At 67.1% G+C, this 16,534-nt stretch carries 9 protein-coding genes; all 9 read right to left on the bottom strand.

The genetic code is table 11. From position 1 onward, the window contains the following. Positions 1-127 precede the first annotated feature (127 nt). On the bottom strand, positions 128-4,876 hold the full coding sequence (locus RIA68_00685; GenBank protein ID MEQ8315947.1) for a hypothetical protein: 4,749 nt from the start codon (positions 4,874-4,876) through the stop codon (positions 128-130). Positions 4,877-4,929: 53 nt separating this feature from the next. Beyond that, positions 4,930-6,777, bottom strand: coding sequence for a hypothetical protein (locus RIA68_00680; GenBank protein ID MEQ8315946.1), 1,848 nt, complete (start codon positions 6,775-6,777; stop codon positions 4,930-4,932). Positions 6,778-6,863: 86 nt separating this feature from the next. Further along, positions 6,864-8,066, bottom strand: coding sequence for a hypothetical protein (locus tag RIA68_00675; protein ID MEQ8315945.1), 1,203 nt, complete (start codon positions 8,064-8,066; stop codon positions 6,864-6,866). 2 nt (positions 8,067-8,068) lie between these two features. Beyond that, complete coding sequence (locus RIA68_00670) at positions 8,069-9,202, bottom strand: prepilin-type N-terminal cleavage/methylation domain-containing protein (protein ID MEQ8315944.1); 1,134 nt, start codon at positions 9,200-9,202, stop codon at positions 8,069-8,071. Then, positions 9,199-10,092 (bottom strand): hypothetical protein, encoded by an 894-nt coding sequence (locus RIA68_00665; GenBank protein ID MEQ8315943.1) that lies wholly within the window; start codon positions 10,090-10,092, stop codon positions 9,199-9,201. The genes RIA68_00670 and RIA68_00665 overlap by 4 nt, the downstream gene beginning before the upstream one ends. Positions 10,093-10,243: 151 nt before the next feature. After that, a complete protein-coding gene (locus RIA68_00660; protein ID MEQ8315942.1) occupies positions 10,244-11,527 on the bottom strand; it encodes a type II secretion system F family protein in 1,284 nt (427 codons plus the stop codon). 61 nt (positions 11,528-11,588) lie between these two features. Beyond that, positions 11,589-13,319: an ATPase, T2SS/T4P/T4SS family gene (locus tag RIA68_00655; GenBank protein ID MEQ8315941.1), complete on the bottom strand. Its 1,731-nt coding sequence runs from the start codon at positions 13,317-13,319 to the stop codon at positions 11,589-11,591. Positions 13,320-13,503: 184 nt separating this feature from the next. Beyond that, entirely contained in the window at positions 13,504-14,649 is a 1,146-nt protein-coding gene (locus tag RIA68_00650) for a type IV pilus twitching motility protein PilT (protein ID MEQ8315940.1), read from the bottom strand. A gap of 59 nt (positions 14,650-14,708) precedes the next feature. Continuing rightward, positions 14,709-16,433 (bottom strand): ATPase, T2SS/T4P/T4SS family, encoded by a 1,725-nt coding sequence (locus RIA68_00645; GenBank protein MEQ8315939.1) that lies wholly within the window; start codon positions 16,431-16,433, stop codon positions 14,709-14,711. Positions 16,434-16,534: the final 101 nt, after the last annotated feature.

Raw genomic sequence — 16,534 nt, 5'->3', positions numbered from 1 at the left:
GGCCGCTGGAGCGGACCCCGACGAGATACAAAAAGAGACGACCGGGCGCCTCCCTGGTTGCCGCCCGGCCGCCACCCCACGCAGTCCTGTTGATCGTGCTTCGACTGAGGCAGACTCCCCTTGCCGCCTACAGCGGAAGCTCGTCGAACAGGAGAATATTCGGCTTGTCGCCGGCCCGACGCACGTTCGAGCGGTCGACCACCATCAGATAACGCCTGGCCACCGACGGCACCATCGGATCGTCGGGACGCAGGCCCTCGACGTCTTCGCGGGCGTAGCCGTGCATGACGAACCAGATGGCGTACACGTCGCTTCGGACCGTCACGGTGTTCGCCACGCCGTTGAAGAGCGCGAGCTGCTCGTCGTAGTCGTCGGCGATGCCGTCGTCGTTGAAGCCCCCACCGCTCACGCCGCGGTCAACCGCACCGCCGACGGCGTAGCGGACGGCGTCGACGCCGTCGACGTCGAGCGACCGGCCGTCCTGCCCCAAGCGGCGGATCATGTGCGGACGGGCGTACGTGGACGGACCAAGGACCGGCCCGCCCGCGGGCAGCGTGTCGGCAGCGAGCATCTCGCCGACCGACAACAGGCCGCCGTCCTCACGGAGGCCGATGATGCCCGTGGAATCCTGGCGGCCAAAGAGGTCTTCGGGGTCGCTGTCGCCCCAGGCCGACGTGCTGAAGAACGCGTCCGAGGCCCCGGCACGGGTCAACGCCGCCGACTTATCCCGATACGAGCGAATGCCGGCGGCGACGTCGGACCGCGCATCGTGAAGCGGCGTGGAACCATCCTCGATCCACGCGAGCGTCGGATCGACCGTGCTCTCGAAGGTCGGCGTCAACCCGGGCAGCACGCTCGAAGCCACCTCGGTCGCCGTGTTCAGGTTCACAAGGCCGGCGATGGGCGTCCGCGTGTTGACGGGCGCCTCGATGGTGGTGATGTTGCTGGTGATCGCCATCGCGTGGGGCACGCCCAGGCCGCGGCGTTCGTCGCCCGCCGAAAAGTCGCCGCTCGTGTCGACGTCGACGAACGGCGCCGGCAGGTTGAGCGACAGGTGGCCGCGATCGAGCAACTCGAACGTGTCTTCGGGCAGGCCCGGATACGACCCCGGCTGGTTCGGCCCGAGTGCTTCGTCGTACCCGAGGGCGAGCGTCAGCAGTTCGCCGGTGGTAAACCAATCGAGCAGCAACGGGTCCACGCCGCCGTCTCGCGCCGGCATCTGCACCGGCCCCACGGCTGGCGCACCCAGGAAGTCACCCGGCCGGAGCATACGCGACGACTGCGTCGACGAGGAATCAAGCAGGCCGCGGTTGTCGTTGCGGAGGGGGCTGGCGTAGAGGTCGCTGAATGCGAGGCCACGGGTGTGTTCGGTAGGCGACACCGTGATCCGCACCCGGTGCGAGGTATCTTCGACGTCGAGGACGATGTCCGAAGGAACCTGGGCGGTCTGCCCCTTCGTGCCGGCGGGATCGCGCACGATGTCAAGGAGCGACCGTTCGGCGCTGCGGAGCTTGTTCCCACCCACGAACTGGCCTCGATTGAGCGAGAACCCGGGCGTGAGCGGCGCAGGAAGCATGAGGTCGTCGGTCGCGGCATCGTTCAGCGGGGCGCCGACTTCGACGAATGGCTTCTCGAGGATGTACGCGGGTAAGGCGCCAAGCGGTGCGGAGACCGCTCCCGCCGGCCGGGCGATGGTGCCCCACGTCACGATCGAGAAACCGGTGTTGTCGATTGCCTCGGCGGGCGTCATGCCCTCGGGCCCGGCGACGGTCGTATCGACATCGGTGTTGGTGCCGGGGGGTCGCCGATCGAGCGTCGGCCGATCGCTGAGCGGCACGGGGTCGAGCAGGCGGTCGAGCATGACGTCGGTGAATGCATTGGGATCGGTGCCAACGGCAACGCGGTTGAGCCGCGTCCACAGCGTCACTTCTCGGTTGGCATCGGAATCGAGGGCCACCCCACCGGGTGAACCGGCCAGGAAGTCATCGACGCCCGACGCATCGACGTCGAATCGAGTGACGTCCACGTTCGGATCGTCGCCGAAGTGGAGGTTCAGCCACGACTCCACGTCGCTCGCCTGGACGCCAAAGAAAGAGGCGGCTGCGCGAGCCGCTCGCTGCGGAACTCGCTCGTTCGCGCTGACCTGCGTGTCGACGTACAGCACGATGCTGCCACCGGCGGGGATGCGCGTTCCGGCCGGCACTTCGAGACCATCGGGCAGCTGCGGGATCGCCACGGGTCCGCCAAGTTCGCCGAATCGGACGTAGTACTGATCGTTCCGGACGACAATGTCGGTCGTGTATGGGTTGCTGAGCTGGACAGCGAGCACTTGTCCGACAAAGTCGGTGTTTGACGTGCTCGTGTCGAAGTCGATCGTGATCGGCTGGGCACCACCGCCGCCACCGGGCCCGAAGATCGGACCACCACCAGGACCAGTCGGTGGTACGTACTCCATGTCGCCACCCACCGCTTCCGGTGCATCGGTGAACATGTTGTACAGCGATACCTGCGTGATGAATGGATGGACCTCGAGCCCATACACGTTCATCGCGGCGACGCCATCGGTTTCGATGAGCCCAGCCGGCAGTCGCGCATCGCCGAAGTCGAGGCGCCCGCTCACGCCGGGAGGGGCCGACGAACCCAGCACCTCGGGCTGGCTCCACCAGGGGAACGCGTCCTGCCACGCAGGATCGTTCTCGAGGTCGGCGCGGGTCGAGCCGTCGCCGTCGACGAGCAGCGTGAAGGCGCTGGGTACGTCGTCGCCATCGAACATGTCGATTGTGTTCGCCACGGCGTGGGCCGCGGTGCGCAGCGCGAAGAGGCGATCGAAGCCGTAGAACGTGGTCTGCCACGCGTCGTCGGACCACGCGCCGGATTCCTCGGCCGAGGGCACGAGGGCGCTGGCGTACGTGCGGAACATGGGGTGCACGTTTCGACGCAGCCGAGCCGAGATCTCGCCCGTCGTGCTGCCCGTCGGAAGGTCCTGCGGCGCCGCGAGACCGAGCAGGCGATAGCCGTCCTGCAGCACGGTCGGATCCTGGCTCAGCGGATCGAGCGCCACCGTGCTGTCGGGCAGCGACGAGATGCTCGTGAACACGTCCAGCGCCGTTGGCGACGACACGAGTTGGACCCGCGAGGGAACGCGAGGAATGCCTCCGCTGAGCGTCGTGAGGTGCTGCCGTACGCCGATGTGCTTCTGGGCGAGCGCGGCGTCGGGGTCCGACAGGTCGCGCTCGACCTGCAGCGATCGGTTCTCGCGCAGCGGGCTCAGGTTGTCCTCGGCACCATCGCGACCGCCGACCGCACGCTCGAGGCTCGAGAGGCTCTGCGGGTTATTCAGCCCCTCGAAGGCGAGCAGGTCGGCGAGGTCCTCGAGGCCGAAGCCGTACTGCCGATAGGTACCCTCGACGTCGTTCTGCAGGATGCCGCCGCCGCTGCGCCGGAACTCGCTGTACTCGAATCGACGCTCATCGGGCATGAGCGGCTCGTCTCGCGGCTCGGGCATCAAGAAGCCGGCCGGAGGCTGCTCGCCGTCCAGCACGCGGCGCACGGCGATGAATCCCTGCTCGCCGACGTCGCGGGCGATGACCTCGTCCTCGTAGTCCTCGTAGTCCTGGGCGCCCGCCGTTGCCGGCTGCGGGGCCTCGTCCAGGAACCTGTTGAACTGTGCCCAGGCGTTCTCATGGGTCAGCACGCGTCGCGCATCGATGTCGGCTGGCGAGGCGCCGAGACGGTCGGCATTCGTCGGCGCACCGTCGTACCCGGCGCTGGTCACGATCGGCTGCAGCAGGCCCCGGGCCGTGTTGATGTTGACGCGGCCCGAGAGGTCGACGATGCGCGCCGCCACGAACCAGCGCAGCTGGCCCTCGGTCGGGATCACCGATCGCGGGATGAACGTGCCCGCCGAAGCGCCCGGCACCGTCACGTCGACGAGCTCCTGCCAGCGCGAGTCAAAGAACCCGTCGCCGTCGGCGTCGGCCCACATGTAGGGCATGTACTCGGCGTCACCGACGCCGAAGCCGTTGTCGAAGTTCACGGGCCGGAACGAGCCGACCTGCAGGCTGTCGAAATGGGCCGGAATCTCGGGCGTCGCCGATCCGCCGTAGATCAAGACCTGCACCGGATCGCCATTGCGATCGGTCACGTACATCCTGCTCGGGTCGCTCATCTCGCCCGAGCCCACGCCCGGCGCCGCGTCGAAGTTGCCGCGCATGTTGAACAGGTTGCTGAACAGCCCGTTGGGACCGATGTTGGAGATCTTCGCCCAGTCGACGCGATCGACGTACGCGGGCGAGCTGAACGTGCCGCTCGCCTCGCGGACGTAGGTCGGCTCGCTTGCGGCCAGCCACGGGTCGCTGGGGCCGAAGGGCAGTAGGTCGCCGTTCGCGGTGAAGAGGGAGATCGCCGGATCGCTCGGGTCATCGCTCGCGCGGAGCGGCGGCAGCGAGCCCGTGGGCGTGAACGCGAGGCCGTAGTAGTTGTCTTGGGGCTGGGGCGTCGACGGACCGCTGGCCGGCTCGCCGTCGAAGGTGCGGTTGAAGTCGGTCCGCGGCATGTCGACCGCTTCGGTCTTGAACACGGGCTGGCCCGAGGGATCGAAGCCCTCGAAGTAGACCGAGAGCGCATCGTCGCCGACGATGCCGACGAGGTAGTCGCCGATGTGCTCGGCCTGCCGCTCGATCTCGGCCGCCTGCGTCGTGGTGCGGGCCGAGCGCCGGTCACCGCCGCCGATGCTGACGTAAGCAACCGTCAGCACGGCCAGCAGCGCAAGCGTGGCCACGACGAGGATGAGCGTCGAGCCCCGTCGCGCGGCGAGGTTGCCGCTGGCGGCCCGCAAGGCCTTGGTCGCTCCCATGTTCATTCGCATGCGTCGCATGTTCATTCCCTCCCCGATTGCGTGGTTCCGCCTCGCGGCGTCGCTCGCTCCAGTCATCGCACCGGGTTGCCCGGCGTGGGGAAGACGTACTGGAAGGTTCGTTCGATGGTCTCGTCGCCCGGATCGGTCAGCGTCACCGTGACGCGAACGAGCTCGGGCCAGGGCCAGTCAAGCGTGTCGACCGCCGCGGCGTCCGCAAGGTTGCCATCGCCGTCGGGGTCGTCTGCATCAAAGAACGGCAGCGTGTAGCCGAAGTACGACACCACCGCGTTGGCCGGACCGCTGCCGCCCAGCGCCGACGTCTGCACGCCGTGGATGACCTCGGGCAAGACCGGATAGCTGGCGTGCGTATCGCCTTCATCGGCAAAGTCGCCCGCCAGGAAGGTGAAGAGCGGTGGGCCGAGCCTCGGGAGGCTGGTGAACTCGCGCGGCTCGTCGCCCACGCCCATCACGCCGCTGCCGAAGGACTGCTGGAGGCGATACGGCACGAAGAACGAGCCGGCCAGGTCCGCGGGCGTGCCGCGCACCGTCTGGTCGTACGCCGGATACGGGAAGATGGTCTCTTCGGGGGTGCCGTCGTCGTCGTAGTCGACTTCTCGCTCGGCCCCGTGCCAGATCATTCGTCCCTCTTCGTCGGTCTTGCCGAAGCTCCACTCGACGATGAACTCCGAGACGCGCGGGATGAACGCCGCGGACGCCAGCGCATTTTGGTCGGCCAGGCGGATGCCGCCGCGGACCGCCAGCGCGGGATCGCTGGCCTCGAAGAGCTGGCTGTGCAGGTCGGGCGGCGCCGGCTCGTACCGCATGCGCGCGACCTGATCGATGTTCAGATTGACCGACCGGTAGTTCAGCTCCTGGCCCGGGCTTACGAACTGCGAGGGATCGAAGTCGATCTCGGATCGGTGGCTCGGCGCGGGCATGCCATCGCGCATCCAGGCCTGCTGCACGCCCACCGGGCCAACGACCCTGCCGGGCCCGACGTACAGCGCACAGTCGGTCAGCTGGGCCGGCGAGAGATAGGCATACTGGAAGGGCGTGGTCGCGGTATCGACCAGCAGGCCCGGCGACGACTGCACGATGCCGCGGATCTCCTCGAGGTTGGTCGTCGCGACGTCGACCAGGCCCGACTCGAACCGGGGGCTCACGTTGCGGTCGCTCACGCCGGCGGTCTCGCGAACGCCCTCGGCGAGCGGGAAGATGTTCGGACAGCTCGAATAGTCGAGCGCGTTGATCGATCGGAAGATGCTCTCGGCCGCGGGCTGCAGCCCGGCCTGCAGGCGGTTGTCCCGCCAGACGGCCGGAGCCGAGAACGGCCCCGAAGAGAACGGCGCATCGCCCACGCCTCCACCGATGCTCACGAGCGCCGTCGAGTGGCGCAGCAACGTCCACTGGTTGGCGAGGCGATTCGCGTTGCCCGGCACGGTCGACCCCGGAAGGTGGCCGGACGTCGTGTCCGGTGTGCGGTTGAGCGTCGTAACGTCGGGTCGCGCGTACGGACTGGATTGGTCTGGATCGACTTCCATCCGCTGACCGATGCCGTAGTAGATCCGGGCGCTCGCTCCCTCGGGCACGAAGCCCGGAACGAGCGGCTCGCGGGCCGAGGCCGACGGCTCGTCGATGAAGAACATGATCTCGTCGATCCGCCGCGGACGCCAGTCGCCGATCGGCTGGTCGGCATACAGCGGGACGTCGTTCCCGTTGTCGGCCGACTCGTGCCGGATGATCAGGTACCCGTCGCGGGTCATGGCCTCGAAGTCTTCGCGCATCTGGCGCTCGAGCACGGCGGCGTACTGCGTGATCGCGCTCACGCTGCGGCCGCGCGACACCGTGTCGCCCACCGACCCGAAGATGCTCGCGATGCCCACGGCCACGAACGCCACGGCACCGACGGCAACGAGCATCTCGACGAGCGTAAAGCCTGCCGCCCGGCCGCTCGCGCTTGCCAGGGCCCGTGCCCGGTTGCTTCTCTTGGCTCCCCTTAGCTTCTTCACAGCGGCAGCCTCCCTGCGCCCGAACCCGACGGCGATTCGATCTCGTCCGGATCGATGCCCACGCGGAACACGACGACGGTCGCCGGCGGCTGGGGCACGAACACCACTTGCCGGACCTGCGTCCACGCTCGCTCGTCGTCCCAACCCGACGGGCTGCCCGACGTCCGCGGGATCCAACCCTCGATGCCCGGCCGCACGCGGACCTCGGCGAAGCTCGAACCCGAGCTCAACACTTCCTCAACGGTGTAGACGTTGCCCAGGTTGTCGACAAGCTGCTGGCCGACCTGGCTCGCCAGCCGCAGCCGGTTCTCGAGCGTGACCGATCCGCCCGGGATCGCGCCGGAGGGCGCGGCATCACCATCGAGACGAAGGACGTTCGAACGCACGCCGTCGTACTCCGCCGCCAATGTCATCGGCGGCGCGTAGATCTGGTTCTGGCCCGTGTCGCCTCCGGCGCCGGTCAACGCACCCATCTCGGTGATGCCGACCGGCAACACCGTCGTCGACGCCAAGCCCAGCATGACCGTGTACCCGGTCTCGCCCGCGGGAACGCGGATGCCCGTATCGACGCGCCGCACGAACACGGCGATCTCAAGACCGGCCCGCCACTGCTCGGGCGTCGACGGGGTCAGCGTGTACTCCGAATCGGCCAGCAGCGCGAAGCCGTCGTCCTCGGTCGGCGGCAGCCGGCGCGCCACGAAGTCCCACACGAACTGCGGCTCGTCGAGGTTCGACGAGGCCGTCGGATACAGCCGATCGCTGAGCGGAATGCGGGCCGGATCGACGGTGTCGACAGGGTCACCGATAACGACGTTGCCCTCGTCCTCGTACAGGTTGACGTCCAGCGAGGCAAGATCCCAGGTGTACGTCGGCGACCACTCGTCGTCGAGCAGCAGCGAGCCGAAGCCGAACTCGCGCCCGGTGCCCGTGCTCAGGCCGGTGCCGACCGGCGGCTTGAGACCAAGGCGCAGCAGGTCCGACCGTGCGTTGAGGTAGGTCTTCGCGTCGTTGGCGACGACGATGCCCAGCGTGCGGTCCGACGCAACGCGCTGCTCGCGGATGATGCCGGGGATGAGCGCCCCGAGCCCCAGCAGCCCGAGCGCGAGCACGAAAATCGACATCAGCACTTCGATGAGCGTGAACGCCGCTACCGCGCGGGTGCGTCGTCGCTGCCGCTGGCTCATGGTCCGACCGCGCATGCTCAGTCTCCCTCCGCAAGGCGGGCGGCCTCGATGGGCTGGCCCAGGTACCGCGACACCAGGAAGATGCGGGCGTCGGAGGTCTCGGACGCCGGAAGCGCCCCGGCCTCCAGACCGCTCGCACGCATCCACAGGCCGATGCGCAGGTTGATCTCTGGATCGGTGACCGAGCCGAAGATCGCGCTGTCGTACTCGGGTCCGCTCACCGATCCACCGATCGGGCTGTAGAGCGTGTCGGTGTTGCGGCTCAGGCCATCGGCGCCGATGGCGTTGGCCAGCCGCTTCTCGTTGTAGACGGCGATCTGCCCGACCGGCCCGACCAGGACCGTGTCGCTCGACACGTCGCCGAGTAGCAGACGCTTATCCCCGATGGAGATCGAAGGATCGGCGAGCACCTTGCGTACGAACCGACCCAGGTTCTCTTCGCGATCGACCCGGTTCGCACTCCATGGCGGCGTGCCCGGGTCACGGAACGCGAGCGTCGGCGCGGGATCGATGTACAGCGCCTTTCCGCTGGCAGAGCTCAGGAAACGACCGGTGCCGCCCTCGAACCGCACCATGAACGACTGGCGCTTGTCGCCGTTGTTGCCCTGGGCCTGGTCGTAGAAGATCGTCTCAGGAAACACCCACTGGCCGACGTCGCGGTCGCCTCCGGTATACGTGTCCTCGTACCAGCCCAGGTTGTCGGGCAGCGAGCCGCCGGCGGTCGAGAGCGCCGTCGACCTTGCGTAGCCCCGCACCGACCAGTTCCGCGGCAGTACCACGACCTCGACGCCCGGCGACGGCACGAGGATGTCGCGAAGGACTTCGCTTCCGCCGCCCGCGTCGTCCAGGATGCTCGCCTCGGCCTGGGCCACCACGATGCGCACGCGGCCGTCGTCGCCCAGCAGGAACACGGCCGCCGCGTCGCGGCCCGAGCCGGCCCGCACGGCCGCATCACGAGCGCTCTGGAGCGCCGCCTGCACGGCGTTGGCCGCCCCGCTCTGGTTGCTGCTATAGGTCAGCGAGGCGTACGCCGGGATGGCAATCGCCGCCAGGATCAGGATGATGATGATCACCAGGATCAGCTCGACCAGCGTGAACGCCCGTCGATGCAGGCCCCGATGCTCACGCTCGAAGTTGCGCGTCGTCCTCATCGCCCCACCTCCACGATGTTGTCGGCGCGACCCGCGGCCTCGAGTTCCGCATCGGTCAGGCCGCGCCCGAGCTCGGCTTCGAGCAGCTCGCGGTCTTCGGTCGACAGGTCGCCGAACACGCGGTTGGGGCCGGCCGCCACGATCGCGTACTTGGCATCGCGAAGCTCGATGTTCTCGGCCGGATCTCCGACCAGGCTCGGCACGCGGCGGAGGTCCGTCACGTTGCTTGCCGCCGAGGAATCGATGGGCAGCCACCGGTAGTAGCGGTACGGCACGCCGTTGCGATCGCGGAGCTCGAATCGCCCCTCCTCGGCGTCGACTTCGACGAGCCGATCGGAGTCGCCCGCCGCGTCGAATAGCGGATCGGTCAGCCGGCCGCCTGCCTTGCGGAACGTGCCATCGCGGCTCGGCTCGCGGAAGCCCACGCCATCGTTGCCGTCGTAGTCGGCATCGAGCACGCCGATCAGGTAGTACGAAAGGCTGTACACGCTGAATCGCATGTCTTCCATGCCCGAAACGTCGCCCTGCAAGAACTCGACATCCGTGTCGACGTCGGTGCGGTAGACGTCGACGAAGTTCGATCCGCTCATGCTCACGAGCGGCGAGGTCGTCGGCGTGCCACCGGGATAGGTCAGGCCGTCCTTGACCAGCGGAGGCGCGAAGCCAAAGTCGTTCTTGAACGACTCGATGGCGATCTTCAGCGCGTTCACGTTCGCCCGCTCGGCCCCGCTCTGGGCGGTCCGCGAGAGGCGATTGAGACCGACCAGCAGCAGCCCGATCAGGATGGCGATCACCAGGATCGAGACGCCAAGCTCAACGATGGTAAAGCCCGATCGCGCGGCCGAGCCCTGGTGCGAAGCCGTCCGAGTTGTCCGGGTCAGTCCTGCCATCGGGCGTCTTTCCTTCCATGGGCCGGCGTGAATCCGCGGCCCCTTCGATGCATCTGGGCCGACCGGCCCGGTCCCCCAAAACCGCCGGGGCGTGCCGACGCGAAGGCGCCCTCCCCAAGCCGCCTCGCGCCGGCACGCAGCCCCGACGTATTCACAGGCCCCCGCCGTTGAGCGACTCGATCATCGCCACCATCGGCAGGAACATCGCGATCACGATCGTGCCCACCATGCCGCCGATCAAGACGACCATGATGGGTTCGAGCAGGGACAGCGCGGCCTTCACCGCCACGTCGACCTCCTCGTCGTAGTTGTCGGCGACCTTCATGAGCATGACGTCCAGCTCACCGGTCTCTTCGCCCACGTCCACCATGTTCACCACGATGGGCTCGCAGGTCTTGCTCTCGCGCAACGGCACGGCAAAGCTCTCGCCCTCGCGCACCGCGTCGTGCACCCGCAGCAGCGCCTTCTCGAACACCGCGTTGCCCGATGTGTCGGCCGTGATGCGGATGGCTTCGAGGATCGGCACGCCCGCGGAGATCAGCGTGCCCAGCGTTCGAGTGAACTTGGCAACCGTCGACTTGCGGCTCACCTTGCCGATTACCGGCGTCCACAGCACCATCCGGTCGGTCAGCGCCCGGCCGGGCTTGGCCAGGCGGACCATCTTCCACACGAACGGGATGGCAACGAGGGTGCCCACGAAGATGACGGCGCCCGGGACGACCTGGCCCGGCTGGCGGCCGGCCATCCACATGCTGGTGTCGGTCAGCCAGATGGTGAGCCAGGGCAGCTCGACGCCGAAGTCCTCGAAGATCTTCTGGAACTGCGGGATGATGACCACCATGATCATGACCAGGATGGCCACCGCCACGAACACGACCACCATCGGATAGACCAGCGCGCCGCGGATCTGCCGCTTCAGCCGCTGGGCCTTCTCCATGAACTCGGCCAGGCGCTGGAGGATGATGTCCAGCACGCCGCCGACCTCGCCGGCCGCGATCATCTTGACGAACAGGCGGTCGAACGCCTTGGGGTGCTTGGCCATCGCCTCCGAAAGGCTCGAGCCACCCTGCACCTCGTCGGTCAGGTCGATGAGCACGTTCTTGAGCGGGCCGGGCTTGGCCTGGCCCTCAAGGATCTGGAGGCTCCGGAGCAGCGGAAGGCCCGCGTCCTGCAGGGTCGACAACTGACGCGTGAACTGCGTGAGCTGCTTCTTCTTGACCTTGCCGAAGAGCACGATCCCGCCACCGCGCTTCTTCTTGTTGACTGCCGGGCCTTCCGCGCCCTCGGACTTCTTCACCTTTTGCTCGCGCACCGACGTGGGGTAGAGGCTCTGGCTCTTCAGCCGGCCGATGGCCTCCTCGTCGGTGTTGGCCTCCAGGGTGCCCTTGCGCATCTTGCCCTGGGCGTCGCGGGCTTCGTACGTGAACGTTGCCATGCCTTCGAACTCCTGATCCACGGCTCATCGCCGCATCCATTCCCGTCTCGGCCCCCGGGCTCTATTCCTCGACCAGCGTCTCGCGAACGACCTCGTCGATCGACGTCTGCCCCTCGTAGATCGCCAGCAATCCGCTCTCTCGGAGCGAACGCATCCCCCGTCCACGAGCATGCTCGCGCACGAGGTTCAAGCTCTCCTCGCGCATCACCATGTCGCGGATCGTGTCGTCCATCGTCATGATCTCGAAGAGCGCCATCCGGCCCTTGTATCCGCCGTACTCCGCGTCGCTGCGTGGCCGGTAGAACGACTTGCCGGCCACGTCCGAGGGGCGCAGCCCCAGCTCCATGAGCTCTTCTTCGGTGGGCTCGTACGCCTCTCGGGCCGACGGTGCGATCTTGCGCACGAGTCGCTGGGCCACGATGCCCTCGATCGTCGCGGTGAGCAGGAAGGGCTCGAGCCCCAGGTCGATCAGGCGCACGATCGAACTCGGCGCGTCGTTGGTGTGCAACGTGCTCAGCACCAAGTGGCCCGTCAGCGATGCCTGCACGGCGATCTGCGCGGTCTCGAGGTCACGGATCTCGCCGACCAGGATCACGTCGGGGTCCTGACGCAGGAAGCTCCGCAATGCCTTGGCGAACGTGAGGCCCACGTCGTCGTTCACCTGCACCTGGCAAAGGCCGTCGATGTCGTACTCGACCGGGTCTTCGCTGGTCAGGATCTTGGTCTCGATGCGGTTGAGCTCGGCCAGGGCCGCGTACAGCGTGGTCGTCTTGCCCGAACCGGTTGGCCCGGTCACGACCACGATGCCGTTTGGCTTCTCGATGAGCGCCCGGAAGCGGACCAGGTCGTCCTCGCGGAAGCCAATGCGCTCGAGGTTCAGCTCGACGTTCGAGCGATCGAGCACACGCATCACGACGCTCTCGCCGTGCATGGTGGGCAGCACCGCGATGCGGAGGTCGACTGGCTTGCCGCCGACCTGAAGCTCGATGCGGCCGTCCTGGGGCAGGCGCCGCTCGGCGATGTCCAGGTTCGCCATGACCTTGATACGGCTCGTGATGGCCGGACCCAGGTGCTTCGGTGGCGGCACCATCTCGTAGAGGACGCCGTCGATGCGGTATCGCATCTTGAACTCGTCCTCGAAGGGCTCGAAGTGGATGTCGCTGGCCTTGTCCTTGATGGCCTGCAGCAGCACCAGGTTCAGCAGCTTGACCACCTGGTTGTCGCTCGCGGCCGTCGCGATGGCGTCCAGGTCGATCGAGTCGCTGCTATGGCCCGCCAGCGCGTCGAACTTGCTGTCCGAGGCAAGGTTGCTCACCACGTCGACGACCGACTCGCTCTTGGTATAGTGCTTGGCCAGCAGCGCGTCGATCTGCTCGGGATCGGCCACCACCGCCTCAACGGTCATGCCCAACAACAGCCGGAGGTCGTCGACCGCCCGGAAGTTGTTCGCGCTCTTCATGGCGATCTTCACGCGGCGGGCCGTCTGGTTGAATTCGATCGGGACAATCCCGTACGCCCTCGCGCTCTCGGCGGGCACCGCATCGACCGTCGCGTCATCGAGCGACTTGCCGGCTAGGTCGACGTAGGCCATGCCGGCCTGCCCCGCCAGAGCCGCCTGAACGTCGGCCTCGGTGCAGTACTCGAGCTCGACGAGCACCTCGCCGATCTTCTTCTTGCGAGTCCGCTGGATGGCCAGCGCCTCGTGCACCTGCTCGCGAGACACCTTGCCCATCTTGGTGAGCACGCGGCCGATCTTCCGGCCCTTCAGCTCTTCGGGATTTGTTGTGGCCATGCCAGGGTCCTTCGGTGTCCCGAGAGCCCGCACGAGCGGGCGTCCAGATATCTTCGCCCATCACGCCGTGATGATGCCAGGAACTCGGACGATTCTCGGGACAAAATGATATAAGACACATGGATACTTGGCTAAATCAATCGCTTGATTCAGCCAGTATCCATACATGTTGCAAACACTTCGATCACGCCACGTCGTCTTCGTCGAGCTCCGGACGGCCGATGGTCTTGCCAGCCTGGTGCACGCGATCACGAAGGGCACCTGGATCCTTGGCCTTATCGACCATCTCCTCGGCGCTGATGATGCCCTTGGTGTACAGGTTCCAGAGGTGGTCATCGAGCAGCTGCATGCCGAACTTGGCGCCCGTCTGGATCGAGGAATCGATACGGAAGGTCTTGCCTTCGCGGATCAGGTTCGCGATGGCCGGGGTGACCAGGAGGAACTCGTAGGCCGCGATCCGGCCCGGCTTGTCGACCCGCTTGAGCAGGGCCTGACTCAGCACGGCGATGAGGGCCGTGGAGAGCTGCACGCGGATCTGGTTCTGCTGGCTGACCGGGAAGGCGTCCACCACGCGGTCGATGGTCTTGGCGGCGCCGGTGGTGTGCAGGGTGCCGAACACCAAGTGGCCCGTCTCGGCGGCTCGGATGGCCGCCTCGATGGTCTCCAGGTCGCGCATCTCGCCGACGAGGATGACGTCGGGGTCTGAGCGGAGCACGCGGCGGAGGGCCTCGGCGAAGCTGGGCACGTCGTTGCCGACCTCGCGCTGGTTCACCACGCTCTTCTTGTGGTAGTGGAAGTACTCGATGGGGTCTTCCATCGTCACGATGTGGCGGTCGTAGTAGGTGTTGATGTAGTCCAGCACCGTCGCGAGGCTGGTCGTCTTGCCCGAGCCGGTCGGCCCGGTCACCAGGAAGAGGCCACGGGGGCGGCGGCTGAGGTCGCGGACGGCCTCGGGCAGGCCGATCTGCTCGAAGGTCAGCAGCTCGTTGGGAATGAGGCGGAGCACCAGGGCCAGGTCGCCGCGCTGCTTGAAGATCGAGACGCGGAAGCGGGCGGCGTCGCCGTAGCCGAACCCGAAGTCCGTGCCGCCCATCTCGTTGATTTCCTGCTGGTTGCGCTCGGGCGTGATCGACTTCATGAGCGAGACCATGTCATCCGAATCGAGGACCTTGGTCTCCAGGTTCTTGAGCCCGCCGTGGAGGCGGACGGTCGGCTTGCGACCAACGGTCAGGTGGAGGTCACTCGCGCCCGTGCGGACCACGGTGTCGAGCAGTCGGTCGATCTGAACGGTGGCGCCTCCGCGGTCGCCCGAATCGTCGTACGAGGCCATGCATGGTCTCCTCAAGTCGAACGAGCCGCCCGAATGGATGCAGCTCGCGGGGGTGTTCGTCAGTCGCTAGTCTGCGTCACTCGGGCGACCTCGTCGGGCGTGGTCTGCCCGCTGAGGATCTTCCGCTTGCCGTCCTCTGTCAGCGTCTTCATGCCGCTCTGGAGCGCCGCAACGCGGAGCTCGGCTACGGGGGCCTTGCGGAAGGCCATCTCGCGGATGTTGCTGTTCATGAGCATCATCTCGAAGATGGCCTTTCGGCCCTTGTACCCGGTCGGCGCCTCGGGGGCGTTGCCGGGCTTGTAGATCCGGCCTTCCCACTCGCCGGCCTTGATGCCGCACAGGTGCAGGAACTTGGGGTCGGGGTTGTCGTCGAGCACCTTGCTGGGCTGGTGAAGCATGCGGATGAGCCGCTGGGCCATGACCGCCTGGATCGAGCTGGCCACGAGGAAGGGCTTGATGCCCATGTCGATCAGGCGCGTGATGGCACTCGGGGCGTCGTTGGTGTGCAGCGTGCTGAACACGAGGTGGCCGGTCAGGGCCGCCTGGATGGCGATCTCGCCCACTTCCCGATCGCGGATCTCACCGACCAGGATGATGTTGGGGGCCTGACGAAGCATGCTTCGCAGGATCGCCGGGAACGTCAGGCCGATGGCCTCGCGGACCTGGCACTGGTTGATGCCCTCGAAGTTGTACTCGACCGGGTCTTCGGCGGTGATGATCTTGCGGTCGGGTCGGTTGAGCACATCGAGCGCCGAGTACAGCGTCGTGGTCTTGCCCGAGCCCGTGGGACCGGTCACCAGGAAGATGCCGTTGGGCCGGCGGATGATCTTGTTGAAGACGTCCAGGTTGTCCTGCTCGAATCCCAGGTTCACCAGGCCGATGCGGACGGCGTCGGGCCGCAGGATACGCAGCACCACGCTCTCGCCGTGGTAGGTCGGGCAGGCCGAGACGCGGAAGTCGATGTCAGTCTGGTCGACGGGCAGCTTGATGCGGCCATCCTGCGGGATGCGCTTCTCGGCGATGTTCATGCCCGCGCTCAGCTTCACGCGGCTGAGCAGCGCGGGCTGCATGCGCTTGGGCAGATTGTCACGCTCGATGCACACGCCGTCGATGCGGTAGCGCAGCCGGACCCGGTCGCTCATGGGCTCGATGTGCACGTCGCTCGCTCGCATGCGGACGGCTTCGCTCAGGATGCGGTTCACCAGCTTCACGATCGGCGCGTCTTCGGACGCCACGTCGATCGACTTGTCGACCGAGCGGTCCACCGACCGGTCGATCGACGCGGTGACGAGCCCCTTCTCGCCGGGCTTGCCCTCCTGCTGCTGGTCGGGCGCAGCTTGTGCTTGGCCGTTCTCCGGGCCGCCCTCAAGAAAAGTCCGGATGGCCGACTTGGAAGCAAGCAACGGATCGATCTCGAGATTCAGGCGGAACCGCAGCATGTCCTGCAGTTCCAGATCCATCGGATCCGAGACGATCAGCTTGAGCCGCCCGCCGTCCTTGGCCACCGGCAGCACCATGTGCTTGCGGACGATCTCCTTGGGGATCAGGTCGACCTGGACGGTCTCCTTGGTGGCCGGGTCGTTGGGGTTGACGTAGGGCACGCCGTACTGCTCGGCCAGTGCCTGGGCGACCTGCTCGTCGGTGGCGAATCCGGCCTCGACCAGCGCCTGGCCGACGCGCCGACGCGAGCCCTTGGCGATGCCGACGGCCTTGTCCATGTCTTCCTGCGTGACCACGCCGCTGGCCACCAGGATCTCACCGAGCTTCTTGCGATTTCGTGCCATAACGCCCTTGTGTCCCGATTGACGCTTCGAACTCGGACGCCGACCGACCTCGGCCGATCCAGCGTGAAGTCTGTGATAGCCCCGCACGAACCGACTGGCCC

This window comes from Phycisphaerales bacterium, assembly GCA_040217175.1.
Taxonomy (GTDB): Bacteria; Planctomycetota; Phycisphaerae; order Phycisphaerales; family UBA1924; genus JAHCJI01.
The sequence above is the reverse complement of the archived record's forward strand: the minus strand, read 5'-3'. Positions and strand labels throughout refer to the sequence as shown.

Excerpts from the sequence above, each read along its gene's own strand:
- RIA68_00685 (MEQ8315947.1), bottom strand. The coding sequence starts at position 4,876 with ATGCGACGCATGCGAATGAACATGGGAGCGACCAAGGCCTTGCGGGCC.
- RIA68_00680 (MEQ8315946.1), bottom strand. The coding sequence starts at position 6,777 with ATGCTCGTTGCCGTCGGTGCCGTGGCGTTCGTGGCCGTGGGCATCGCG.
- RIA68_00675 (MEQ8315945.1), bottom strand. The coding sequence starts at position 8,066 with ATGCGCGGTCGGACCATGAGCCAGCGGCAGCGACGACGCACCCGCGCG.
- RIA68_00670 (MEQ8315944.1), bottom strand. The coding sequence starts at position 9,202 with ATGAGGACGACGCGCAACTTCGAGCGTGAGCATCGGGGCCTGCATCGA.
- RIA68_00665 (MEQ8315943.1), bottom strand. The coding sequence starts at position 10,092 with ATGGCAGGACTGACCCGGACAACTCGGACGGCTTCGCACCAGGGCTCG.
- RIA68_00660 (MEQ8315942.1), bottom strand. The coding sequence starts at position 11,527 with ATGGCAACGTTCACGTACGAAGCCCGCGACGCCCAGGGCAAGATGCGC.
- RIA68_00655 (MEQ8315941.1), bottom strand. The coding sequence starts at position 13,319 with ATGGCCACAACAAATCCCGAAGAGCTGAAGGGCCGGAAGATCGGCCGC.
- RIA68_00650 (MEQ8315940.1), bottom strand. The coding sequence starts at position 14,649 with ATGGCCTCGTACGACGATTCGGGCGACCGCGGAGGCGCCACCGTTCAG.
- RIA68_00645 (MEQ8315939.1), bottom strand. The coding sequence starts at position 16,433 with ATGGCACGAAATCGCAAGAAGCTCGGTGAGATCCTGGTGGCCAGCGGC.